This is a genomic window from Shewanella waksmanii ATCC BAA-643 (assembly GCF_000518805.1).
Taxonomy (GTDB): Bacteria; Pseudomonadota; Gammaproteobacteria; order Enterobacterales; family Shewanellaceae; genus Shewanella; species Shewanella waksmanii.
In genome coordinates, this window is the sequence record NZ_JAEH01000035.1 from 1 (window position 1) to 25,315 (window position 25,315).

The following is a 25,315-nucleotide window of genomic DNA, read 5'->3' on the forward strand; positions in this document are numbered from 1 at the left end:
CTTTAGATTTAGACATAGGAGAGTGCTCTATGGGTTGCGTCCAGTCTAATCTACCATGCTTTCTTAACCATGTAAGGACCGTACTTCGACCTTGAATACCGTAGTGCTGTTGAGCTTGCTTATAGGTTAGCTCGCCTTTTTCTACTTGACTGACAACGGCTAATTTAAAGCCTAATGTGTAATCACGTTGTGTACGTTTAATGCTAATTGTGCTCGAAGGTTTCATAGATAAGTCTCCAAAGTGTCAACTTATCTCAGGACGGGACAACGTCAGACACAAAAAAGCCCAACTTAATGTTGGGCTTTACAGATAAACTTAGTGCTACATTGGCTTACTTAACCTAATCACCACGCGTCGATTTCGGCCTCGTTCATCTATGGTGCTGTTTGATGCGACATGTTTGCGCTCGCCATGGCCCTGGGTATAAATACGGTCATCAGGAATGCCCGCTGCCAAGAAAAACTCTTTTACAGATTCCGCACGTTTTTCTGAAACTTTTTTGTTTACTGAGCGGCCGCCGTAACTGTCGGTATAGGCGTCAATGAGTACCAACTCCACATCTGAATCATAAGACAGATACTCTTGTACTTTGGCTATCTGCGCTTTTGAATAGCGGGTTAATTCTGCGCCACCAAATTCATAGGTTAAAACCGTAAAGGCAATATCCTCAAAACTATAGGGCAATAAATTAGCAAGGCAGGCTCTAAACTGGGTGTATTGACGGCTAAAGTTAGCCGCTGATAATCCCACGGCAATCTTGTTTGATTGATTGTACCAATCCGCATAATAAAAAGTCGGCTGCATCCCCTGCTCTAACTCTGCAAGCATCGACCACGCTGCTTGTTTAGGCACTTCACCACTAAAGTATTTTTGATAGGTCAGCTCAGTAATTTTCTTCGACACAACGCCTGGTCGCCATGCCGGTGCCAAACTCATTAATTTGGCATCTGTCACTGCATCGGGTTTAACCCACATATCCAATGAGAAATTCAAATCATGATCTTTTCCCGCGCGGCTGGTAAACACAGCCTTACCATAAGAGGGGATTTCATGTTCGAGGCGACATACAATGGGGGTATTATCACTAATACGCCAATTTGATTGGTCCAGTGATGCAACATAATGGCGCAACTCTGCTTGAGCCGTCAAAGGCAGACATACTACACAAGCTAGTAACCCTCTTAACCACATATTCCTTGCACTCTTCGTTTATTGCCGTTACTTAACCCTATCGGCACACTTTCCTGAACCTTTAGCCTAAATAATCATCAATCAAACATGACAACCAATTACATCTTAGCTCATAATAGCGTCCTGCTAATAAATTGGACATTTTAATGAGCGATATTTGCGACGCTAACAAACTTAATCATCGATTCCGTGGCTACTTTCCTGTGGTCATTGATGTAGAAACAGCAGGCTTTAATGCACAAACCGATGCGCTGCTCGAAATTGCCGTCACCTTATTAAAAATGACCGAACAAGGCGAATTAGTATTAGATAAAACCCTACATTACCACATTGAACCATTTGAAGGGGCTAACCTCGAACCTGAGGCACTAGCATTTAATGGCATCGATCCAAACAACCCACTACGTGGTGCCGTATCGGAAAAAGAAGCCTTTTTAGAGATTTTCAAAGAAGTGAAAAAAGCCCAAAAGGCCAGTGACTGCCACCGCAGTATTATTGTTGCCCATAACGCCGCTTTCGATCACGGCTTTGTCACCAAAGCAATCGACCGTAATGGCCTAAAACGAACGCCGTTCCACCCGTTTGCAACTTTCGATACCGCAGCGCTATCAGGCCTAGCGTTAGGCCATACCGTTCTTGCTAAAGCTTGTGGTATTGCGGGTATCGACTTTGATAATAAAGAGGCACACTCGGCGCTATATGATACTGAGCGAACTGCCGAGCTATTTTGCCATATTGTCAATAAATGGAAGGCGTTAGGCGGCTGGCCACTTGCAGTAGCCGAAGAGTCGCAATCCGACGGCGATGCGTGCTAGTCACAAGCACAAACAACAAAAAGCCGCTGTCAATTTACAGCGGCTTTTTTTCATACCACGATTGACTGCTAACGAAACACCGGGTTTTGCATATCCACATATTTGGCAATGACTTGCGATACAACCTTATTGTGTTTGAGCTGCCCTATCGCTTGATTAATTTGTGGCAACATATGCGCATGCTCTTTGCGCAATCGAATCACTAAATCGCCATCTGAATGCACAGCTGCCAATTCAACGTGCAGGCCTAACTGTTGCGACCAATAAAGCGCTGGCAAATCGCCACTTATAATGGCGTCTATACGCTTTTTATGTAATGCCTTTATCAGCTCTCGTTCTGAGCTAAAATCAGCACGAACGAAGCGATCGTCATCATGATACAGGTAGCCTCTAACCGTACCTATGCGCTTATCATAAATTTGCTCAATATCTTGCCAATCAGCTTTATTCTCTTCAAGCACGACAATGCGCTCGACTATCGGCAATATCGCCTCAGAATGTACAAAATTAGGCCCCAAATCCTGATGACTAAACCAGCTTGGACTGACTACATCAAAATCGAGCTCTCCCGTATCAAGTGCTTTATTGGTTCGATTAGGCGGAAGATTGATTTTCTCGATATCGATATTGGCTTGGGTAAATATTCTTGGAATTAACTCGCCCATGATCCCGGGGGCTTCGGGATCGCCAATATAGTAGGGATACCAAGTATTCGAGGCATTCACATTATATTTTAGCGGCTGTGCATGTGCTTGAAATGATGACCAGCACAACACTAGCATCACAACCCATTTCAACATTTCTGCCTCCCTACAGCTGTCGCCCAATCAACAATCAAAACCATCAGGTGATACTACCAACATCGGCACATTGTACAGATGAACATGCTACCTTAATTAATAACATAACACCCCAACAGTACAAAAGTCTGCATTATGCTGCTAATAAGGGTCAAAATGAGCCAGATTAAGTGAAACCAACTAGACTATGAGAGTCAGACAATGATTGTCGGGCTAAAACGGATTTTGCTATCAACACCGTGCCACAGGGAGCTAGGCCGTATGAATATTACCCTACCAGATAGAGTTAAACTCCCCTTCGAGTTTGATGCTAAACAGTTAAAACAGAACTTAGATTTGATCACCTCAGCCCAATGGACTGATCACTTTGTGGCTGAACATTATCAGGGAGACTGGCAAGCGATAGCACTTCGCTGCGACGCCAACGCTCAACATCCAATTAAAATGATCTATTCTGACCCCACCAGCACCGAATTTAAAAACACACCCTACCTGCAACAAGCGCCGTATATTCAGGCGGTATTGAACCATTTTCGCTGCCCGATACTTAATGTACGGTTAATGAAATTGGCGGCACAATCTAATGTGTTAGAACATGTTGACCATGATTTAGATAGTGAACACGGTAAAGCTAGATTGCATATCCCTATCACAACAAACGCTAATATAGATTTTAGGCTCAACTCACATTCAGTTCCCATGCATGCTGGTGAATGCTGGTACTTGCGATTGAGTGACCCTCATTCGGTCAGCAATGCCAGCGCCGAAGATAGAGTTCATCTGGTAATAGATGCTGAAATTAACCTTTGGCTCGCGACCCAACTAAAACTGCAGTAGCAAGACGTGATAATTAGCTGTCGGCCATAGCTTAGCCAACTAGCTTAAAAATGGGATTTCGCCCATAAAAAAAGCCGCATCTCTGCGGCTTAATTGTACATCGCTGGGACTCGAATTATAGCGAGTCAGCGTTGTCGTTTAGGTAAGATGCAACACCTTCTGGGCTTGCGTCCATACCTTTGTCACCTTTTTCCCAACCAGCAGGACATACATCGCCATGCTCTTCGTGGAATTGTAGTGCATCAACCATACGTAGCATTTCATCAACGTTACGGCCTAGTGGCAGATCGTTAACCACTTGATGGCGAACTTGGCCTTCTTTGTCGATTAGGAAAGAACCACGGAATGCCACACCAGCTTCTGGATGCTCAACATCATATGCTTTACAGATTTCGTGCTTAACGTCAGCAACAAGTGTGTATTGAACTTGGCCAATACCGCCTTTGTCTACTGGCGTGTTACGCCATGCATTGTGAGTGAACTGTGAATCGATAGAAACACCAATCACTTCAACACCACGCTTTTTGAACTCATCCATACGGTGATCAAAAGCAATCAGTTCTGAAGGGCAAACAAAAGTGAAATCTAGTGGGTAAAAGAAAATTACCGTTGGCTTGCCTTTAATCGCTTCAGTTAGGTTAAAGCTATCTACGATTTCGCCATTACCAAGTACAGCTGCAGCAGTGAAGTCAGGAGCCGGACGGCCTACTAATACGCTCATTTTATATCTCCATCTATGGATTGAAAAACGATTTTTCGTTTTAAATATATTGGCATTATAGGCAGTGTTTAATCTTGCACAAGGGTTTTGCGATGAATATCACTCTTTTAAATAAATATTCATCGAACTGGCTCACAAATGCACCATTATCAGCCAACTTCGTCGCTAAACCCCTACGTAATACAGGGATTAGAGTTTGTGCGGCACTATCATGCCTATGGTGTTCAACAACATATTATTAGCACCGTGAGATATAAGTTTGACCAAGGCGTTACCTTTGGGCGCAGCATTAAAACATCTGTCTAACATGCGTTGATATATCTCATATAAATACGCTTGAAACTGGACATATTGTGCTTTTACTGGCAAGAATAGCCTCTTAATCAAACTAAAAATTAGAAAGTATAAATATATGAATGCTGTTGTTGTTGCCGTTTGCTTAATGCTGGGCCTGAGTCTTGCGCGAGTAAATGTTGTGATAGCTCTAACCATCAGTGCGTTGGTTGCGGGCTTAATGGGGGGCATGGATCTTCAACAAACTGTTGATGCCTTTAACACTGGACTCGGTGGCGGAGCACAAATTGCCTTGAGCTATGCGCTGCTAGGTGCATTTGCCGTTGCCCTCTCCCACTCAGGATTGACGACATTAATATCACAAAAAGTAATTGGTGCACTGGGCAAAGAGCAAAGCCAAACCAATATTAAGCGCGTTCGATGGTTACTGCTGTTCGCCATCCTGGCTATGGCAGTATCTTCGCAAAACTTGCTACCCATCCATATTGCATTTATCCCTATTTTGATTCCACCGCTACTGCATGTCATGTCAAAACTCAAACTTGATAGACGTTTGGTCGCGTGTGTGCTGACCTTTGGTCTAGTGACCACCTATATGATTTTACCCGTAGGTTTTGGCGGCATTTTCTTAAACGATATCTTACTTGCTAACCTTAATAGCAACGATCTTAATGCAGTGCGCGAACAGATCCCATCGGCAATGCTTATCCCGGCTTTGGGCATGATTTGTGGTCTACTGGTTGCGGTATTCGTCAGTTACCGTAAACCCCGTGAATATCAAGCCAACGATGTTGAAACTGAAGAACTACAGCAGCAAATTAGTGGCAAAAATATCGCTATCTCTCTAGTGGCAATTGCAGCAACGTTGGCAGTACAACTCTATACTGGCTCAATGATTTTTGGCGCGCTAATCGGCTTTATTATCTTTAGTTTCTCTGGCGCACTGAGCCATGTTGCTGATCAAGATATCTTCAACCAAGGCGTGCGCATGATGGCCAATATCGGCTTTATCATGATTGCGGCAGCGGGCTTTGCAGCGGTAGTTAAAGCGACCGGTGATGTCACCACACTTGTCGCCTCACTGAGCGACATCATAGGCGACAACAAGGCCTTAGCCGCTTTTCTTATGTTACTGGTGGGTTTATTTATCACCATGGGGATTGGCTCGTCATTCTCTACCATCCCTATTATTGCCACTATCTATGTACCACTTGCCATTACCTTTGGCTTCTCTGTGCCAGCAACGATTGCCTTAGTAGGAACAGCGGCGGCGCTTGGGGATGCAGGTTCGCCAGCCTCAGACTCAACACTAGGCCCAACGGCGGGTTTGAATGCCGATGGTCAGCATGACCATATACGCGACAGTGTTATCCCAACCTTTATTCACTACAATATTCCGTTATTGGTATTTGGTTGGATTGCAGCCATGGTACTCTAAGCAAGTCTCGTTATTTAGCACGGGTTAGAGTCAACAAAAAAGGAGCCAATGGGCTCCTTTTTTATTTATCAATTTAGCGTGGGTTTCCCCATCATATTAATGGTTACTTAGTACCAAAAATCTTATCACCGGCATCACCTAAGCCTGGCAAGATGTACCCTTGCTCATTGAGGCAGCGATCAATTGATGCAGTGTATAGTTCTACATCTGGGTGTGCTTCTTCTAGTGCTTTAACCCCTTCCGGCGCAGCAACCAACACTAACGCTTTTATTGCGCTACAACCACGTTCTTTAAGTAGGTCAATGGTCGATATCATTGACCCGCCTGTTGCAAGCATAGGATCAACCACTAACGCCATGCGCTCAGGCATATTGCTGGCTAACTTTTCAAAATAAGGAACCGGCTCTAAGGTTTCTTCATCACGGTACATACCAACGACTGAAATTCTAGCGCTAGGAATATGTTCAAGTACGCCATCCATCATGCCAAGACCTGCACGTAAGATCGGTACCACTGTGACCTTTTTACCCTTGATCTGTTCGATTTCAACCGGGCCGTTCCAACCTTCGATGGTGACTAATTCTGTCTCAAAATCAGCAGTCGCTTCGTAGGTCAATAAGCTACCTACTTCAGCAGCTAACTCACGAAAACGCTTAGTGCTTACGTCTCCCTCACGCATTAATCCTATTTTATGACGTACTAAAGGGTGTTTAACCTCAACAACTTTCATCTTATTCTCCTGATGTATTTGGCGAGTTTTACCATCAAATTGAAGCAATTTTAGTAGATTTGTTCACAATGGAAAACATAAAGTTTTACAAACACACTAAATCGTGACCCAAGTCCTTTTGATAAATAGCAATCATCACTTTCGAGGCTGCGAACAAGCTGGTAGAATAGCGCCGCATAAAATCCAATAACGATGTACCCGAGAGGATCCTCCGTGAGCACTCCTACCCAGCTAAGCTATAAAGATGCAGGTGTTGATATCGATGCCGGCAACGCCCTAGTAGACAATATTAAATCTGCTGTTAAACGTACCCACCGTCCAGAAGTTATGGGCAACCTAGGTGGTTTTGGTGCTCTGTGTGAGCTACCAACTAAGTACAAACATCCAGTTCTAGTTTCTGGCACAGACGGTGTCGGTACCAAGCTTAGACTGGCCATTGACTATAAAAAGCATGACAGCGTAGGTGTAGACCTTGTTGCTATGTGCGTTAACGACCTGATTGTCGCTGGCGCAGAGCCACTGTTCTTCTTAGATTACTATGCTACTGGCAAGCTTGATGTAGAAACAGCGACATCAGTTGTCAATGGTATTGCCGAAGGTTGCGCCCAATCAGGCTGTGCACTTATCGGTGGCGAAACAGCTGAAATGCCAGGCATGTACGAAGGCGAAGATTACGATCTTGCAGGCTTCTGTGTTGGTGTTGTAGAAAAAGATGAAGTACTTGATGGTACAAAAGTGGCTGCAGGAGATGCGTTAATCGCATTGGGTTCTAGCGGTCCGCATTCAAATGGCTACTCGCTTATTCGTAAAGTTCTTGAAGTCAGTCAAGCGGATCCACAAACCTCACTTGAAGGTAAGCCGTTAATTGATCACTTACTTGAGCCAACTAAAATTTATGTTAAGCCGCTACTTAAGCTGCTAGAACAAAACGATGTACACGCAATGGCGCACATCACCGGTGGTGGCTTCTGGGAAAACATCCCTCGCGTACTACCAGACAACGCTAAAGCGGTTGTAAAAGGCGATTCTTGGCAGTGGCCAACAGTATTTAACTGGCTAATGGAAAACGGCAACATTGCAGAATTTGAAATGTACCGTACTTTCAACTGTGGTGTGGGCATGATCATTGCCCTACCTGAAGCACAAGTTGAAAGCGCACTCGCTTTACTTACCGCCGAAGGTGAAAACGCTTGGCTAATCGGTAGCATTGCCGCGCGCAATGGTGACGAAGAGCAAGTGGAGATAGTGTAATGCCCCAGTGCTATCGCGTATTAGTATTGATTTCAGGTAATGGCAGTAATTTACAAGCCATTATTGATGGATGCGATGATCACCTTAACGCTGAAGTTGTAGGTGTTATTAGCAATAAGCCTGATGCATATGGACTTGTTCGAGCTCACCACAGTGAAATCGATACCAGTTGTGTGATAGCGCATAAAGGCGAGTCTCGCGAAGACTACGATCTGCGCTTAAGTGCCGCCATTGAGAAGTATCAACCTGATCTTATCGTGTTAGCGGGCTTTATGCGCATTTTGAGTGACAAATTTGTCACTCAATACTTAGGTAAAATGATTAATATCCACCCATCATTGCTACCTAAATATCCAGGCCTGCATACTCACCAACGTGCCATCGAAGCTAAAGATGCTGAACATGGTGCCAGCGTGCACTTTGTTACGCCAGAGCTGGATTCCGGACCGGTAATTTTGCAGGCAAAAGTCCCGGTTTATGCCGAAGACGATGTCACTGTCTTGGCCGAGCGTGTGCATGAGCAAGAACATGCCATTTATCCATTAGTGGTTAAATGGTTCAGCCAGCAACGATTGCACATGCATGACGGTATTGCCTATTTAGACAATACCGCCCTCGATGAACGTGGCTACGCAGCAGACTAACTCGCGATACCGCTTTAATTAGCAACAAAATTTTAATAAAAAGGCACTTGAGCAATCAGTGCCTTTTTTTATTAATGTTTCTAGGCATCAGACAACACATAACCTCCCTGCACTTTCGTACATTAACAGTCGCTCAAATCAGTAAAATCTCTCGTTTTCGATACCAATCAAAAGCTAAAATAATCTTAAAACAGTAAAAGTCATTGTGTTTTATCGGTATTTGTCATTAGATAAAGCTCTCATGCTGCACAATACAGATGAACATAGAAGGTCCGATGAAAAATATTATTTGCGATATCGATGGTGTTTTACTGCACAACAATCAACTCATTCCTGGCAGCGATACTTTTATCCACCGCATTGTAGAGCAAGGCAATCCACTGGTCATTCTCACCAATTATCCAGTACAAACGGGTAAAGATTTACAAAACCGTTTGGGCGCAGCAGGTATTAATGTGCCCGAAGAGTGCTTTTATACTGCCGCCATGGCAACGGCTGACTTTCTTAAACATCAAAGCGGTAGCAAAGCCTATGTGATTGGTGAAGGAGCCTTGACCCACGAACTATACAAGGCTGGGTTTACCATTACCGATATCAATCCTGACTTTGTGATTGTGGGTGAAACACGTTCTTACAACTGGGATATGATCCATAAAGCGGCACAATTTGTCGCCAATGGCGCACGATTTATTGCAACCAACCCTGATACCCATGGTCCTGCGCATAGCCCAGCTTGCGGCGCATTATGTGCACCAATCGAGCGAATCACTGGTCGCAAACCATTTTATGTAGGTAAACCAAGCAGTTGGATCATTCGCTCAGCATTGAACCATATTGATGGCCATAGCGAAAATACAGTCATCATTGGCGATAATATGCGCACAGATATTTTGGCGGGGTTTCAAGCAGGCCTTGAAACTATTTTGGTTACCAGCGGTGTGAGTCAAATTAGCGACATCGATAAAGAGCCTTTTAGACCTAACCATATCTTTGATTGCGCCGGTGACATTGATATTGTCTAAGCCATAGCACGCAGGCAACCACACGGGCTTGCCTGCGTTTCACCACTGATTTTTCACGTTAATTCCCTCACGCGCAATATTGCGTAACAATTTAGTAAACTGTGCACGTTGCATCATAGCAAGGTGTTCGGTCATGATAGCCTACAACCGCATAGACGGTGTCTACAGATAAAAATCGATAATTAAAAACAACAAAAAATAATAATATTTTACGGGAATAAACATGCGACATATTATACCTCTTTGCGCTGCAATGGTTGTCAGTGCATGCAGTCAAGGTAGCTCAGATACAGGCAGCGAACATTTCACTCCAAACTTTGATGACCAACGATTTAGAGATGATATCCAAATTCTCTCTAGCGACCGATTTGAAGGGCGCGCGCCCACCACTCATGGTGAAAAACTCACTTTAGACTATCTGAGTAATGCTTTTGCACAAGCCGGGTTAGTCGGCGCCAATCAGGGCAGCTTTCTACAAGCTGTACCTATGGTCAGTTATACCGCATCTGAAAATCAGTCGATCACAATGGCGGGTATCGATTTAAGCTACCGTAAAGACATCGTTCTGAGTAGTCGTCACCAAAATGAGCAGATTGACATTAGCCAGGCTCCGCTGGTGTTTGTGGGTTATGGGGTTAATGCACCAGAATATGATTGGAACGATTACCAAGGGATCGACATGAAAGGCAAGATTGCCATTATGCTCGTCAATGATCCTGGTTTCGCTCAGCCAGAGTTATCACGGTTTAATGTCAAAGCCATGACCTACTACGGCCGCTGGAGTTATAAATTTGAAGAGGCTAGCCGACAAGGTGCGTTAGGCGCAATTATCATTCACGACACCAAACCCGCATCGTACCCATGGTCGGTGGTAGAAAACAGCTGGACTGGCCCACAACAAGATTTAGTCCTCAGCCAAGAAGTCATGGATCAGCGTGTGCAGATCGAAGGCTGGATTCAGCTACCACAAGCCCAAGCCTTATTTAGCAAAGCGGGTTTATCTTTAGACACCTTAATGGACCGCGCCGCTGCTGCGCCGATCGCCATCGATTTGAACCAAACGGCCGACATTGCGTTTGCTAACAGTGCGACCTTTACCGACAGCTATAATGTGGTCGCGACACTACCAGGAAAAGCCGCTGCTGATGAACATGTATTGTTCACTGCCCATTGGGACCATATCGGCGTTGATGATAGCAAGCAAGGTGACAAGATATACAATGGTGCATTAGATAACGCCTCTGGTACTGCAGGCATTCTAGAAATTGCCCGTCAGTTTTCTCAACAAGCAAAGCAAGGCCACCCGAACGATCGCTCAATTACCTTTATAGCCACCACAGGTGAAGAACAAGGCTTGCTTGGTTCACGCTACTATGCTGCTAACCCTATTTACCCTATCGACAAATCTGTTGCCGTATTCAATTTAGATAGCACCAATGTTTACGGAAAAACCAAGGACTATACGATTGTGGGTAAAGGTAAATCAGAACTTGAGACTTACCTTGAAGCCGCGCTGGTGAGTCAAAACCGAACCGCTGTTAGTGAGAGAAATCCCCAATCCGGTGGTTTTTTCCGCTCAGACCATTTCAGTTTTGCACAAAAAGGGGTACCTGCAGTATTTGCCGGTGGCGGAACCCAGCCCATTGACGAGGCGACTGCGGCTTATAAAGCGGCGATGAAGCAAAAAATGAAGGGCTGTTATCACAATGTCTGTGATGAATATCGTGCCGATTGGGATCTTTCAGGTGCATTGCAAGATCTCGCCATTTACTATCAAGTGGCGCATCAGCTTGCCAATAGTAGTGATTGGCCAGGTTATTACCCCGCTACAGAATTTCATCACCTAAGACCGGCCAAACAAGAGTAACGGGCTTAATGCCGACCCAATGTGATAAGCAGTATTGCCGATAAGCGAAATTATCACCTTTACAATAAGCGCCATAATGGCGCTTATTGTTTAATAATTAGTCAACCAATCAAAAGACAGCTCAAATTACTAAAATTATTAACCAAACAGCAGTTTTTTAAGTCACATTGATAAATAACCAATCAAGCTGGCAATCAACACCGAAAAATCAAACATACCCCAACAAATCCCACTAAAAATTATTGATAATACATTTTTGAAACCACAAAAATGGATTATCAATGCAAAACACCCTGTAAATACTCAATTTTTATCAATTTGATATTTGGCAATTGAGCAAAATGCTGTCACAGTAACAACCAATACAGATTTATAGAGTTTTGTTGGGAGTGCCATATGTGTTCAGTATTTTCTATCTTAGATATCCAATCAGACGCAGCACCGCTGCGCCAAGTAGCCTTGGAAATGTCCAAACTGCTACGCCACCGCGGCCCAGACTGGTCAGGTATTTATAGCTGCGATAACGCAATACTAGCCCATGAACGTCTAGCAATTGTCGATGTTGCTAACGGCGCGCAACCACTTATTAGCCAAGATGAACAAATCATTTTAGCGGTCAATGGCGAAATCTATAACCATAAAGAACTCAAATCGCAACTTGGCGAAAAGTACGCCTACCAAACTAACTCAGACTGCGAAGTTATTTTAGCGTTGTACCAAGAGTATGGCGTAGACTTCCTCGATAAGCTGAACGGCATTTTCGCTTTTGTGCTCTATGACAAGAGCAAAGATGAATACTTAATTGGCCGTGACCATATGGGAATTATTCCGCTTTACACTGGCCGCGACGCCGAAGGCAACTTTTATGTCGCATCTGAGATGAAAGCATTGATGCCTGTTTGTAAAACAGTAGAAGAGTTTAAGCCGGGACATTACCTAACTAAATCGGGCTACCAACACTATTATCAACGCGATTGGCAAGAATATGCTGCCGTAGCAGACAATGAAGCCAGTGTTGAACAGTTAAGAGAAGCACTAGAAGCGGCCGTGAAGCGCCAATTGATGTCTGATGTCCCTTATGGTGTGTTGCTTTCTGGCGGACTGGATTCATCGGTTATCTCAGCGATTACGCAAACCTTTGCCAAGCGCCGTATTGAAGATGATGGCGAAAGTAGCGCCTGGTGGCCACAGTTGCATTCATTTGCAGTAGGCCTCGAAGGGGCTCCAGATCTGGCCGCAGCGCAAAAAGTTGCCGATGCCATTGGCACGATTCACCACGAGATCACTTTTACCTTCCAAGATGGACTAGACGCCATTAAAGATGTGATCTATCACCTTGAAACCTATGATGTTACCACTATTCGCGCCGCGACCCCTATGTATCTGATGGCACGTAAAATTAAGGCCATGGGCATAAAAATGGTACTTTCTGGTGAAGGCGCGGATGAGTTATTCGGTGGCTACCTGTATTTCCATAAAGCGCCGAATGCCCAAGCGTTCCACGAAGAACTGGTACGTAAGCTGGATAAGCTACACCTATTTGATTGCTTACGAGCAAACAAAGCCATGGCAGCTTGGGGATTGGAAGCCCGTGTACCTTTCCTAGACAAAGAGTTCATTGATACCGCAATGCGCATCAACCCTGAAGCGAAAATGTCAAAAGATGGCAAGATTGAAAAGCACATATTACGTCAAGCCTTTGAGCATAAACTTCCACAGGAAGTCGCTTGGCGCCAGAAAGAGCAATTTAGTGATGGCGTGGGGTACTCCTGGATTGATGGTCTAAAAGATCACGCCGCTGAACAGGTTGATGATCTGCAACTGGCTAACGCGAAATTCCGCTTCCCTTACAACACACCTGAAACCAAAGAAGCTTACTTCTACCGTGTGTTCTTTGAGGAGCATTTCCCATTAGCAAGCGCAGCAGAGACAGTACCCGGAGGGAAATCTGTCGCCTGCTCAACACCTGAAGCACTAGCATGGGATGAAAGCCTACAAGGCATTATTGACCCATCAGGGCGTGCTGTTCAATCTGTACACGAAAGCGCGTACTAACACCGCATATTATCTAAGCTGGCTGGTAATCGATTGTTGCCGCCAGCTTAGGTGATCATTTAGTCACTTTTTCCACTATCATATAGGCATGTAACTCTGGGTGTTGATCAAACTCCAAATGCCGCAATTGACACCCTAATGTATTAAACAGCCCAACAAAACCAGCGGTGCCTAAAGATGAGTAATACACTTGTTGCCCCATCGCATCATCAACATGTTCGCCCGCTTGCTCAGTGCCACCAAAAGAGAAAATAAACACCCCGCCATCCGTCAGGCTATTTACAATATGGGTCAACACCTTAGCTTGCTCGGTTAACGGAACGTGCCAAATGCTATCCCAAGCGATAATCAAATCATATTGCTGCGACAATGGTTGCAGACAAATGTCGGCTTGAATAAAGTCGACGTCAGTAAGCTCTAGTGCAATATGGCGTTGTTTAGCTAAACGGAGCATTTGCGTCGAAATGTCTAGACCTGTGACTTTAAATTGATGTTCATCTAGCAACTGACTAAATCGCCCAGTGCAACCACAACCAATATCTATTGCAGTTAAAAACTTCCTGGTCATCGGTGACGTTTGAGCTGCAGTGTCGGTATCTCCATCGGCAGCGCTACTAGCTAAGTCACTGGGTGGCAGCTTAGTTTTGTGACTAACAAACCCGATAGCTTTATTTAACGCACTAAGGCCATTTTGATGATTAAAGCTATCTTTGCTCCAAAGGTGAGTCAGCCGATCGTAAGCTGCGGCAATTTCAATAGGCTTCATGATATCCCCTGTAAATTGCAGTTGAATTGGAAGGCCGTCATCACAGCCAAACCATGTTGATTGCCGCCATCTATCAAGCCTTTTTGACAAACTTAGCGGTAATTAATATCTCTCCCGCACCATCAACACGGCAATCAAGTTGATGATCTTTGCTATCGAATATTCGCCTTATCAACGCTTTGGTGCCAATCTTCAATCCGTGGGAACTACCTTTTACCTTTAAATCTTTCGCCAGTGTCACTTTATCGCCTTCGGCAAGCAAAGTTCCATTGGCATCTTTGACCTGTATCAGCTCCTCTTCATCGCTCTCTAGTGGGTCCCATTCATGGGCACACTCAGGGCAGATCATCAGCTGTTGGTCCTGATACACAAACGCTGACTGGCAATGAGGACATGGGGGTAACGACATGAAATTTCCTATAAAAATAAAAACTAACTTACTGCAGATAACAATCACTAGGTGACACATACCCAACTTAGCTCATCACTAATGTATGAGCCATACAAGCGGTATAAGGAGCACCATTGCCCCGTCAATTAGAATCTTATCTACTGATACCGCGCTGCACTAATGAACTCACCAAACGATTCGCACCAAATGATAACGCTTGTGTAGTCTGCCGGCTCAATGTTATCCGCAATAGGCACGATAAAATTACTAAAAGTCTTCACCGGCCCGACATTGACCATCGTCGATTTTAAACGTTTGAAATCGGCTTCTGTTTCGACAAACTCTGGAGATAAGTACAAACGATAATCTGGCCCCGGTGCTAATGAGCCCAATAAAGAGATAGATTCAGCGCCTATTACAATTCGCCCCTCGCCCCAATGCAACATATCACTGTCGACTAAATCACGCCTTAGTTCGGCCTCAAAGCGAACCTCACGCGCTAATTGTTGTATAACTTGATCTTTAGGTGCCTCAGGCGCTGTTAGAATAGGCAACGCATATATCCCAGCAGCAAAGCCCATCATGGCAATGATGGCGTGACTGATAAGCAAGAGAACGACGACAATTGGCTTCATTTACTACGCTTTAGCAACAGGGAATTTAGTCAGTTAAAATAGCCCATTGCCAAAGCGATTTAAAGTGGCTTAGCACCAATATCGAAAAATATAAAGCTGACTTATGGGACTCGAATCAATGATACGATCCAAATGATGATTGGCTAACATTATTGTTTTCCGCCATGATCTGAATTTCCCCAAGCAATGATGCTGTTATCAGATTTTATAGCGGCAAAAGCACTCCCGCCTTCTCCCCGAGATGGAACAACATCAATCACTTCAGTCAATGCTGAACTCGCTTTAGCACACGAGACGAAATCGACTTGTTTTTCACACAAAGGGTCTCCACCATTGCTAGCATCACCCCAAGTGAGAACATTGCCACTGGCAGTTATCGCAGCAAAGGCTTGATTATTGCCAACGATGGAAACCACATCGCTTAACTCAGCTTTTGCTGGAGAACAGTCGCTGAAAGGTGTATTAATGTCACAGTATGGATCACCGCCAGTGCTATCATTCCCCCAGGCGACGACCTTCCCGCCTTCTGTTATAGCTGCATAAGCTCCGCTATTTCCAGCAATGTCGGTCACCCCGACCAATTGACTTTGAACGTCGCTGCTGTTTCCACCTTTGGTGCTATTTCCCCAGCTAACCGCACTGCCATCAGATTTTATCGCAACAAAAGACTCCCCATTGGTCACAATGTCGATAACGTTGGTTAACTCAGACGAAGCTGGCGTACAAAATGAAAAAAAGCCATCATCACAATGTGGATCGCCACCATAATCCTTGTTCCCCCATGATATGACATCTCCCGATCCTGTTAGTGCAGAAAAAGCTGCTTCACTAGCAATAATATCAACAACATCATTAAGTTCACTTGCGACTGAACTTGCATCTCCTCCAGAGCCTTCATTACCCCATACAACTACGGTTCCATCTCGCTTTAATGCAGCAAAAGCACTTCCAGTTGCAGTAATACTTATCACGTCATGAAGATCACCACTCACAGTCCCAGAATCGCCACCATTATATGGATTGCCCCATGTGATCACTGTTCCATCGAGCTTAATAGCTGCAAAGGCGCCCCCGCCATTGTTATAGCTTGCAGTGATACTACTAATATTCTCCAGAGTTTGACCTCCATTATGCGCCCCCCAGTCGCTAGCGCCCCAAAGCACAACCGTACCATCTTGTTTCATCGCTGCGAATGCCCCGCCATTCGTGGCGCTAGTTGTCACTATTTGAGACACATTGTTCAGTTGCCTTTTTATTTCATCATAGCCAACATCAAAATTCTCCATTCCCCAAAAATTAACACTACCACTCCCGTTAACGGTCGCAAATGCATCACTTATTGAAGCAACCTGAATCACATCTTTCGGTTCATTTGCGACTCCTCGACATGGAAAGCCGCAGTGTATGTTGCCTCCATAGTGCTCATTCCCCCAAGCAGTGATTGTTCCATCAGCATGCAACGCTACAAAAGCATTGCCATTTGACGCTACTGTAGGTGGGGAATCGAGTGAAACTTCATTGTCTGAAGAATCATTACAACCCGATATGGATAAAACTATTGCAACACAACTTACTAAGCTGATTACTCTATGCATTTTCAATGTCCTTAGTACCAGTTACACCCCCCACCGATATTAAACTGTTTAATTTTTATACATGTGACCCAGATCACTTTTGGTGTTTCAAATTGTATCTAAAACAATAAATTAGCTGTGTATAGCTTCACATCAGAAAATTGGTAGAGTAATGGCGGCAATAATCCTTCATCCAATTAAATTAAGCAGGATATTGTTAATATTGATGGGACTAACAGGTCAAATTTACGCTAAAATAATACAAGTTTTATCTATCTTTGAATCGCTATCTAACGAAGCGATTACACTGAGACATTATAAAAAGAAGCAATTATGGAGAACATCTATTCAGACTAAAGAGCTTAACAAGTCGTCATTGACAGCCAGTGACTAATACCAATCTACGTTTGATTCTATAAACCGTTCAATCTCTTTTTGGAACTCTTGTTCTCGGTAAGCTTGTTCTATAGTTCTTTGCAGCTGTATATCTGAAATACTTAACTTATGCTTTCTACTCACACCAAAATAGATTAACCGCTGCTCTTGAAACTGATAAGGGTGTACTTTAAGTCGTTCTACAAATTGAGGAAATCGACGCTGTAAACTCGCGAGGGTAATTTCTGGGGCGATTAATAGATCGAAGCGTCCTTTAAGCAACATGTTCATCGCGATGTCGATGCTGTTGACCACGACTTTCCTAAGCTGTTTATCTTGGTCAAACCGTTCAAAGTAAAAAGTGTCACGCGAGACGCCAATGGTGTGTTGATGCAATGCTTGATATTGATGGATATCAGCGACGGTTAAATCACTGATAAATCGATAGGCGCTATCGAGCCTAAATGGTAAAAAATGTGCATAAGTCATTCGCTGTGGCTGTTGAATCAAACCGGCGACCATGTCCACATTGCCAGTTTCTAACATACGTAGACAACGGGCAAAATTCGGGCTTTGCTCTATCACCAACTCATGATCTATCAACTGTGCGAACAGTCGTGCAGCGACCACATTCTCTCCGGTTACCTGCTCATCTTCAATGATCTGAAACGGCGGGTAATGATCAACACACAAGCGTAACTTGGGCGCTGCCCAAGCCGGAAAGTTAATCACCACTAGAAATGCTATCCAAGCGCACAGCCTCAAATTGCACAACTCCCCTGTCCTGTTCACGGTGAGAGCATGACTATTTTTGCATTAAGCTCATCACCAGTACCTGCTAACGATTAACCCTTTAACACTTTAAAATAATGTGGCTTATCAATGTCCGAAACCATCATGGTTACACTGTCGACCTGTTGGGTGTACTCAGCTATAGCCTGATAGACAGTGTGCATTAGATGTTGTTTTTGTTCAGAACTACGCCCTGGCATAATGATAAGCTGGATATGAATAAAATGCCCTTCTTCAAGATGACCAACAAAGGCATGCGGCGCAGCATAACCTCGGGTTTTTACCGCTGCGGCTTCAAACAAACCGCTAGCAATAACACCGTGATGAATTTCATGGATAATTTGTTGCATATTAAACTGAGCTTGCATCGACTCAGCATACTCAACGACACAATGTGGCATAACACGCTACTCCGTCCAAACGGCATACTCGTTACCGTTGGGGTCGCTAAAATGAAACCGTCGTCCACCGGGAAAATCAAACGTTGGCTTAGTAATACAACCATTGGCTGCTATGATTTTTTGCTGTGTTGCCTCTAAATCGTCACTGTAGAGCACGACAAGCACCGAACCTGACTCGGTTCGGGCTTGCAAACTTGAGTAATAAAATCCGCCATTTAAACCCGCTTCGGTGAAACAGGTATACTCTCGACCATAATCAATAAATCCCCATCCAAACACGGCTTTAAAAAAGGACTTTGTTAAGGCTAAATCTTGACTTGGAAGCTCTAGATAGTTGATTTTGTTATGCGCAGACATATTAAGGTTCCCACTCTTTTTTCTATTTTGAGCATAGCAAGCTTTAGCCTAACTCGCACATTATTCACTCAGTAGTATCAACCTGAGCACACGGCATATCGACACAGGCTATAGCTTGACTAAACCGGCAAATAAACCAATGAGACCACCAAAAACACCACCCCAAATGACCAGCCAGCCCAAATGCTCCTTTATCATTTGTTGTACGATCTCTTTGACTAATTGTGGCGTCAGTTCGCTAAGGCGCTGCTGGACAATCTCTTCAATCTTGCTGCGCATGTCATCCAAAACATCGGGCTGCTCGAGTTCATCTTTGACTAACTCATAAAACTTGTCACTTTGAGCAATCTCAACCAAAGAGGCTTTCATCTTGTTAACGAAAGGCTCTTTTAACGGTGTGATAGCATCACTGCCACCGAACATTGCTAACATCCCGCCTAGCGATGATTGCTCGACAGTGACCACTAAAGCATCAAAAGCAGGGTCTAAATCGACTTTTTCAATCACTGGTGCTAAATCGATTTTCATCGCGCCATCACCATTTTGACTTAAAAAACGATCAATATTCTCATTGGTAAAAAACTGCTCCATCATTAAATCAGCTATCGCTTGCTTAAACTGTTCAAAACGTGCTGGGATGACACCAGAGCCATAAAGCCCTGGTACTTTCTCAAACAACATGTGCACTGCTAACCAATTGGTCAAAGCCCCAGAAAAGGCAAACAGACCAACGCTCAATACAAGCGGCTGTTGTAAAAAATAACCCACGGCAATACATAAAGCCGCAATAACGTTAGTAACAACACTTTTGTTCAATCTTAAATTCCCCAATCACCAAAAAAATAACGCCATATGTTACCACATGGCGTTATAGGTCTTACAAGTTCGCTTCGCTTGGTAAAGCGGAAATTTGATTAGGACACTGCGCACAATACCTCATCGAGGCTATCTATCTCGATAGGTAAAAATCCTGGGCTATTGAGCTTGTCACGTCGAACAGCAAGTACTTGAGTTTCATCGGCCAACTCCTTTGCCTTAGCGATTAATTGTTTCGCTATGCCTTGGCCACGAAACCCCGGATCGACATACAAATCATCAAAATACCACAGCGGTTTTAGCAATAAAAAGGAAAACGACGGGTAAAGCTGAATAAAACCGACCAACTGCTGCTCAACAAATGCCAGAAAAATCACACTATCATTTTCAGACAATCGTGCAGAAATAAACTGCTGGCTTAATTCTGGGTGACTTGGCTGCCCAAGACTACAGCGATAGTCATCAAAAAGTGGGGCTAGCAACTTTAAATCTTCATCGATTGCGATGCGAAAAAACATATACCATCCTTGATAATAGTTATGGCAGCGAAAGCTACGTGAATGCGAACCTTATATCCTTTTTTCAACTTAACCTTAGCATAATAGTCATCGCAGTCTAATCATAGAATAGGTTGATTTTTGTACTAATTTATCAACAAAAAAACCCATCATAAACTAGTGCAATAATGTTTGTCGACTACACTAAAGTCATCGGCTTTTACCAAGGAATGATTGATATGACCTCTGCATTTACCACCAATGGTGCCGTCAGTTGGCACGAACTCAGCTCCAATGACCCCCATGCATCCATTGCGTTTTACACCAAGGTGTTTAACTGGTCTTTTAAAACACTGAGTCTGCCCCACGGTCCGTACTATGTCATTGAGAGCGATGGCCAAGGAATTGGTGGGATTTGCGATAATATTCAGCCCAATACCCCAAGTCACTGGACGGGCTACGTCACGGTTAACTGCGTAGATGATGTTGCAATTAAAGCTAAAGAACTTGGCGGCGAATTGCTATACGGCCCCGAAGATATTCCTCAAATTGGTCGCTTCTGTTGGATTAAAGACCCTCAAGGCGCAATTATTGCTGCAATCACCTATAACAACCAAGCTGACTAGTCATTAGGACTAAGCTCGCTCTCTAGCGCGCAAGTCTTTATATTCAAACGCGATAGCATGCACTCTATCAATAGGAACACCATTAAGAAAGGCGGCTTTACGACTTGCATTGACAAAGCTAGGTTCGCCACACAATACCACTCGGTGTTGACGATCAAACTGATGATTTTTAGCGGCTTCGTCAAAGGGATCGGCAACCACCACTTTACCCGGCAAATTACCCTGCGGCGTTTTTGTAATGCAAGCAAGATAATGCAACTGACGATGGCGTAAACTTGCCTGCATTAGCTGACTATGTTGATATAATTCAGCAATATCATTTGTGCCATAGTACAAGAAAATATCACCTTGATGTCCCTGCTCTATCGCCTCTTGAGCGATATAATAAGCCGCCCCTAAACCTGTACCACAGGCGACAATGACCAAAGTATCAGCACTATATCCTTGTTGGTAGTAAGCAGCCCCTAATGGGCCTTGTAAAAGCAGTTGCTCACCGTTGCCAGCACGATGAAACAACCAATCACTAAACTGACCATTATATTTGCGCCGCACGTGAACGACAGCCTGACGCCCATGGCTGCCTGGTGCCAATGAATAACTGCGAGTCAACCCATCAAAGCGGCGAAAATTAACATATTGCCCAGCCCGGCCGTTGATAGGCTTACTCAGGTTTAGCGTTACTTCGACCACACTTTCCGACAAATATTTCTTGCTAAGTAGCGAGGCACTAATAAACAGATCTTGGGTCATCACCGATTTAAACTTTAATCCATCTGTTGGTTTACACAAACAAGAACAAACATACCCTTGCTCTTTCAGCGCTAGGTCCAGCCCCCGCTGTGCCCCCACTGGCAACTGACCACCTACATGTTGCACGAGACAGGTTTTACATACGCCCTTTTTACAAGAGAAATTTAACTTGTGGCCGGCCTTAATCAAGCTGTCCAAAACGGATTCATCTTCTAGCGAATCAAACGCTTGGCCATCTAAAAAAAATTGTGTCATCTGTTTAAACCATGGTTACATTATGATGTTTTGAAAACAAAACTTGGCTGCTATAATTGCCATTGCATTCATTTTAATAACAAAGTTATCTTGTAGGTCATTGTGTATCATCCGATTAGACCTTATCGCAGCTTAGATTAAATAGATAAATAAAAGGTTTCCATGTCTACACCCAAATCTCGTCGCGCTAGAATTCAACTCATGTATCAGCGCATTCCTAAGTATCAGCGATATATCGGCTTTTTGTTACTTTTTTACCTTCTATTTTTACTCTCAGTCAATCAACTCACCCCTTACCTGGTTAAAAAGTATGCCCCTGATACGCTGTCGGAGCGACTCAGCAGGCCTGTAAAGCTGGGGGACATTACAATTAACCCGTTTACCTTCGACACTCAGGTAAGTCAATTTGCTATCCATGAAACTTCAAGCGCTGATTTTGTTGGCTTTAGTGCATTGAGTTTCGATTTACGTTTTTGGCATTCACTTAGCCAAATGGCATTGAGTATTAACAACGTCAAGTTACAAGGCCCCTACGTTAATATTGAAAGCTTTAATGATCACACGGACGGTTTAATATTCAATTTTTCCGATATTATCGACAAACTAACAGTCCCAACATCAGAGGAGCAAACCCAAGCCGAACAAGATGCTCAGCCTAAAAATGACAGTCCCTTACCCCATGTTTTAGTTAATAATATTAGTATCGAGAAAGGACGCCTTAGTTATCATAACCTCACCTTAGGAACCGGACTCAATTACCCCGACCTTAATATCGATATCAAATCCTTCGATACGCGCGCGACGCTAAGTAACCAGCAAACGGGCAATCACTTTGATATCGCACTCACAGGCGCAAAAGGTGGCAGCGTTGCGACTCAAGGGCGAGTGCAGCTTAAACCTTTGTCTGTAAAGGGTCACTTAGCCATCACAAAAGTAGACTTAACACAATTCTGGTCATTTATTGATAAGCAGGTAGACGCACAGCTGCAAACTGGCAGCATAAGCTTTGAAACCGATTTTAACCTGTTCGAGCAACAAGACCCGCTTCAGCCTATTGGCTTTAATCTCAATAATGCCAGTCTTGCGGTGGATGATTTACATTGGGTTAATGGCGTTCGTGACCTTGTTTCACTTAGCAGTATTGCGGTGCAGCCAATCAACATTGATGCCAATCAGCGCAGTATTGATATCGGTAAAATCAGCAGTCACGGCCTACAAGTTCACGCCACGTTATCTCAGCAAGGACTTAATTTACAAAAAGATTTCAATTTCAAAAATAACCAATCACCTGCTGTGAGCAAGCAGGCTGCTGCAAATACAGCTCCAGACACAGAGGCTGAAAAAGTTCATTCTCAGGCTGAAAACTCGGCTTTATTTGATATACCTGAGCTACCTTGGTCAATCGCAGTAAACCAACTGCAAATCAGTGATTATGCCGCTAGCTTAACCGATAACAAAATCGCAAATGATAGCTTATGGGAAATCACTGATTTCAAACTGTCGACAGGCAGTTTTACCGACAAGTTAGCTGATCCGATAGATTACCAACTGAGTTTTAACATTAACCAGCAGGGACAATTTAATAGCGCAGGCGCGCTAGATGTCCGTACCCCTCAATTACAAGCAGACTGGTCTATAAAAGATTTCAACTTGGCCGCATTACAACCTTACTTGAGTCCTTACCTTAATATCGATCTTAAACAAGGTGACTTATCGGTAAACAGTCAGCTTGTGAGTAATTTGAGCCAACAAGCACAAGTTAATTTGGACGCCAGCATTGATAACTTACAGGTGCAAGACAAGCTACAAGATTTACCCCTACTAGAATGGCAAAAAGTACAGCTTAACCAAGCCGATTTTAATCTGCAGCAAAAAAGCTTAAACATTGCTTCTATTGACTTAATGCAACCATTTGCCCGCATCGTTATTGCAGAAGATAAGCAAACAAATTTTGCCGATCTTATTGTCAATCGCCACAGCGAAGGCGGACCATCAAACATCAGCGATGAAAAATCGGCCCAAGACAACGCTAATAAGGCCTCGACAACTGCGCCCCAAGGCACCACGGAAGACCCGCAGCCTCTTACAATCGCAATAGCTCAAATTAATGTCAGCGATGGGGCGACATTTTTTGCCGATAACTCTCTCAGCCCTAAATTTGCGGCCAGTATTGAGCAAGTGAACGGTCAAATATCTGAGATCAACTCCAATGCAGACAGCATTGCCCGCGTCGATATTAACGGCAAAATAGATAAATACGCCCCAGTAAAATTAAAAGGTAAACTTAATCCACTACTGAGCAATCCCTATTTAGACCTTAACTTGAGTTTTAAACATGTTGAACTCACGTCGGTCAACCCCTATTCAGGGACTTATGCGGGCTACTATATAGATAAAGGCCGGCTGTCATTAGATCTCAACTATCAATTGCAAGACAACCAGCTTGTTGGTAGTAATCACATGATTGTTGATCAGCTTAAACTCGGTGAGCCAACAGATAGCAGCCTTGCCACTACATTGCCGGTGACCTTAGCCATAGCTTTGTTGCAAGACCGCCACGGTATTATTGACCTTGGCGTGGATGTCTCTGGTGATGTCAACGACCCTGAGTTTGGCATCGGCAGCGTCATTCTGACCGCCTTTACAAATATTATTACTAAAGCGGTCACGGCGCCTTTTGCCTTGCTAGGTGACTTGTTTGGTGAAGATGAGCAGCTAGACAAAGTAAGTTTTGCTGCAGGCAACAGTGAAATAGATGACTATGAGCAATCTAAGCTTGCAACATTAGCTAAGGCGTTAACCGACCGGCCTAAGCTGATGGTTAATGTTGAAGGCGCAGTGAATGCACTTGACGATAGCGCTGCGTTGAAACAAGCAACACTCAACCAACAACTATTTACTATGGCCGGGCAAGCCAACAGTGACAGCAATCAAGAGCCGTTGTTAGCGAGTAATATCCCCACCAGTGGTGAACTATCTAATGCATTGCAACGCTTGTATACCCAGCAAACACAGCAAGCCCCTGAGTTGCTACTTGAGCAGGTAAAACAAGACAATCAACAAGCAGAGATAAGCGAGGAGCAGGTATTACGCCAGTGGCATATTGCCATGTATAACCTCACCCTCAACACACTTGATATCTCCCCTGCACAACTAGGGCAACTGGCCGCGCAGCGTGCTAAAGCTGTCAAAGCTTATCTCGTTGACCAGCAAAGCATTGCGGCATCAAGAATATTTTTGCTGGACAGCCAAGTTGATACCATTAGCAGTGAGGCCATCGCGCAATTAACCTTAGATGCCCAATAACGTCTTGTTGTGAATTTAATAAAATAGCTGATGCTATTGAGCGTGTTTTGCTACAGCAAACAAATAACTCATACCAGTCTTTAACAATGATGCCGCTTAAGCTAAAAT

Annotated in this window: 25 protein-coding genes; 10 read left to right on the plus strand and 15 right to left on the minus strand. The window is 44.0% G+C overall.

The window, feature by feature from the left end:
* Together L865_RS0113860 and L865_RS0113865 are read right to left on the minus strand one after the other, a co-directional pair.
* Nucleotides 1-226, minus strand: a 226-nt coding sequence (locus L865_RS0113860; protein ID WP_028773784.1) for a helix-turn-helix domain-containing protein, incomplete at its 3' end; no start/stop codon positions are given.
* Nucleotides 227-322: 96 nt separating this feature from the next.
* A complete protein-coding gene (locus tag L865_RS0113865) occupies nt 323-1,192 on the minus strand; it encodes a flagellar protein MotY (RefSeq protein WP_028773785.1) in 870 nt (289 codons plus the stop codon).
* A gap of 146 nt (nt 1,193-1,338) precedes the next feature.
* Between L865_RS0113865 and rnt the strand changes: the two genes are divergently transcribed.
* The gene (gene rnt, locus L865_RS0113870) at nt 1,339-2,007 is read left to right on the plus strand and encodes a ribonuclease T (protein ID WP_028773786.1); all 669 of its coding nucleotides are present in this window, start codon (nt 1,339-1,341) and stop codon (nt 2,005-2,007) included.
* Nucleotides 2,008-2,075: 68 nt separating this feature from the next.
* On the opposite strand, the gene L865_RS0113875 is transcribed toward rnt, so the two are convergent.
* Nucleotides 2,076-2,807 carry a substrate-binding periplasmic protein gene (locus tag L865_RS0113875; RefSeq protein WP_028773787.1) on the minus strand — a complete coding sequence of 244 codons (732 nt, stop codon included), beginning with the start codon at nt 2,805-2,807 and terminating at the stop codon, nt 2,076-2,078.
* Nucleotides 2,808-3,068: 261 nt separating this feature from the next.
* On the opposite strand from L865_RS0113875, the gene L865_RS0113880 reads away from it, so the two are divergent.
* Entirely contained in the window at nt 3,069-3,644 is a 576-nt protein-coding gene (locus L865_RS0113880) for an aspartyl/asparaginyl beta-hydroxylase domain-containing protein (RefSeq protein WP_028773788.1), read from the plus strand.
* Between the two features lie 115 nt (nt 3,645-3,759).
* Here the strand turns inward: L865_RS0113880 and L865_RS0113885 are convergent, their stop codons facing one another.
* The gene (locus tag L865_RS0113885) at nt 3,760-4,365 is read right to left on the minus strand and encodes a peroxiredoxin C (RefSeq protein WP_028773789.1); all 606 of its coding nucleotides are present in this window, start codon (nt 4,363-4,365) and stop codon (nt 3,760-3,762) included.
* A gap of 412 nt (nt 4,366-4,777) precedes the next feature.
* On the opposite strand from L865_RS0113885, the gene L865_RS0113895 reads away from it, so the two are divergent.
* Nucleotides 4,778-6,097: a Na+/H+ antiporter family protein gene (locus tag L865_RS0113895; protein WP_028773791.1), complete on the plus strand. Its 1,320-nt coding sequence runs from the start codon at nt 4,778-4,780 to the stop codon at nt 6,095-6,097.
* A 103-nt stretch (nt 6,098-6,200) separates the two neighbouring features.
* Here the strand turns inward: L865_RS0113895 and upp are convergent, their stop codons facing one another.
* Nucleotides 6,201-6,827: a uracil phosphoribosyltransferase gene (gene upp / locus L865_RS0113900; protein ID WP_028773792.1), complete on the minus strand. Its 627-nt coding sequence runs from the start codon at nt 6,825-6,827 to the stop codon at nt 6,201-6,203.
* A 213-nt stretch (nt 6,828-7,040) separates the two neighbouring features.
* Between upp and purM the strand changes: the two genes are divergently transcribed.
* The 5 genes from purM (at nt 7,041) to asnB (ending at nt 13,666) form a co-directional block, all read left to right on the plus strand.
* The gene (gene purM / locus L865_RS0113905; RefSeq protein ID WP_028773793.1) at nt 7,041-8,078 is read left to right on the plus strand and encodes a phosphoribosylformylglycinamidine cyclo-ligase; all 1,038 of its coding nucleotides are present in this window, start codon (nt 7,041-7,043) and stop codon (nt 8,076-8,078) included.
* Nucleotides 8,078-8,722, plus strand: a complete 645-nt coding sequence (gene purN / locus L865_RS0113910; RefSeq protein ID WP_028773794.1) for a phosphoribosylglycinamide formyltransferase — start codon at nt 8,078-8,080, stop codon at nt 8,720-8,722. Before purM ends, purN begins: the two co-directional genes overlap by 1 nt.
* 275 nt (nt 8,723-8,997) lie before the next feature.
* Nucleotides 8,998-9,744 carry an HAD-IIA family hydrolase gene (locus L865_RS0113915; protein WP_028773795.1) on the plus strand — a complete coding sequence of 249 codons (747 nt, stop codon included), beginning with the start codon at nt 8,998-9,000 and terminating at the stop codon, nt 9,742-9,744.
* Between the two features lie 223 nt (nt 9,745-9,967).
* A complete protein-coding gene (locus tag L865_RS0113925) occupies nt 9,968-11,611 on the plus strand; it encodes a M28 family metallopeptidase (RefSeq protein WP_028773796.1) in 1,644 nt (547 codons plus the stop codon).
* A 396-nt stretch (nt 11,612-12,007) separates the two neighbouring features.
* Nucleotides 12,008-13,666 carry an asparagine synthase B gene (gene asnB, locus L865_RS0113930; protein WP_028773797.1) on the plus strand — a complete coding sequence of 553 codons (1,659 nt, stop codon included), beginning with the start codon at nt 12,008-12,010 and terminating at the stop codon, nt 13,664-13,666.
* A 55-nt stretch (nt 13,667-13,721) separates the two neighbouring features.
* Here asnB and L865_RS0113935 read toward each other — a convergent pair whose 3' ends face one another.
* From L865_RS0113935 to L865_RS0113980, 9 genes are all read right to left on the minus strand, one after another.
* Complete coding sequence (locus tag L865_RS0113935; RefSeq protein ID WP_028773798.1) at nt 13,722-14,432, minus strand: class I SAM-dependent DNA methyltransferase; 711 nt, start codon at nt 14,430-14,432, stop codon at nt 13,722-13,724.
* A gap of 73 nt (nt 14,433-14,505) precedes the next feature.
* Nucleotides 14,506-14,841 (minus strand): zinc ribbon domain-containing protein YjdM, encoded by a 336-nt coding sequence (locus L865_RS0113940; protein ID WP_028773799.1) that lies wholly within the window; start codon nt 14,839-14,841, stop codon nt 14,506-14,508.
* Nucleotides 14,842-14,981: 140 nt separating this feature from the next.
* Nucleotides 14,982-15,458 (minus strand): DM13 domain-containing protein, encoded by a 477-nt coding sequence (locus L865_RS0113945; RefSeq protein ID WP_028773800.1) that lies wholly within the window; start codon nt 15,456-15,458, stop codon nt 14,982-14,984.
* A 149-nt stretch (nt 15,459-15,607) separates the two neighbouring features.
* Nucleotides 15,608-17,053: an RCC1 domain-containing protein gene (locus tag L865_RS24595; RefSeq protein WP_028773801.1), complete on the minus strand. Its 1,446-nt coding sequence runs from the start codon at nt 17,051-17,053 to the stop codon at nt 15,608-15,610.
* 369 nt (nt 17,054-17,422) lie between these two features.
* Nucleotides 17,423-18,172 carry a substrate-binding periplasmic protein gene (locus tag L865_RS0113960; protein WP_211237700.1) on the minus strand — a complete coding sequence of 250 codons (750 nt, stop codon included), beginning with the start codon at nt 18,170-18,172 and terminating at the stop codon, nt 17,423-17,425.
* An 80-nt stretch (nt 18,173-18,252) separates the two neighbouring features.
* Nucleotides 18,253-18,600 (minus strand): 5-carboxymethyl-2-hydroxymuconate Delta-isomerase, encoded by a 348-nt coding sequence (locus L865_RS0113965; protein WP_028773804.1) that lies wholly within the window; start codon nt 18,598-18,600, stop codon nt 18,253-18,255.
* Between the two features lie 6 nt (nt 18,601-18,606).
* Nucleotides 18,607-18,957 carry a VOC family protein gene (locus L865_RS0113970; RefSeq protein ID WP_028773805.1) on the minus strand — a complete coding sequence of 117 codons (351 nt, stop codon included), beginning with the start codon at nt 18,955-18,957 and terminating at the stop codon, nt 18,607-18,609.
* Nucleotides 18,958-19,065: 108 nt separating this feature from the next.
* Nucleotides 19,066-19,773 (minus strand): DUF445 domain-containing protein, encoded by a 708-nt coding sequence (locus L865_RS0113975; protein WP_028773806.1) that lies wholly within the window; start codon nt 19,771-19,773, stop codon nt 19,066-19,068.
* A gap of 98 nt (nt 19,774-19,871) precedes the next feature.
* Nucleotides 19,872-20,291 carry a GNAT family N-acetyltransferase gene (locus L865_RS0113980; RefSeq protein WP_028773807.1) on the minus strand — a complete coding sequence of 140 codons (420 nt, stop codon included), beginning with the start codon at nt 20,289-20,291 and terminating at the stop codon, nt 19,872-19,874.
* 218 nt (nt 20,292-20,509) lie between these two features.
* Here L865_RS0113980 and L865_RS0113985 point away from each other — a divergent pair, with 218 nt between their 5' ends.
* Nucleotides 20,510-20,896, plus strand: coding sequence for a VOC family protein (locus L865_RS0113985; protein ID WP_028773808.1), 387 nt, complete (start codon nt 20,510-20,512; stop codon nt 20,894-20,896).
* Nucleotides 20,897-20,905: 9 nt separating this feature from the next.
* On the opposite strand, the gene L865_RS0113990 is transcribed toward L865_RS0113985, so the two are convergent.
* Nucleotides 20,906-21,901, minus strand: coding sequence for a 2Fe-2S iron-sulfur cluster-binding protein (locus L865_RS0113990; RefSeq protein ID WP_028773809.1), 996 nt, complete (start codon nt 21,899-21,901; stop codon nt 20,906-20,908).
* A gap of 162 nt (nt 21,902-22,063) precedes the next feature.
* Between L865_RS0113990 and L865_RS0113995 the strand changes: the two genes are divergently transcribed.
* Nucleotides 22,064-25,207 (plus strand): DUF748 domain-containing protein, encoded by a 3,144-nt coding sequence (locus tag L865_RS0113995; RefSeq protein ID WP_028773810.1) that lies wholly within the window; start codon nt 22,064-22,066, stop codon nt 25,205-25,207.
* Nucleotides 25,208-25,315 lie beyond the last annotated feature (108 nt).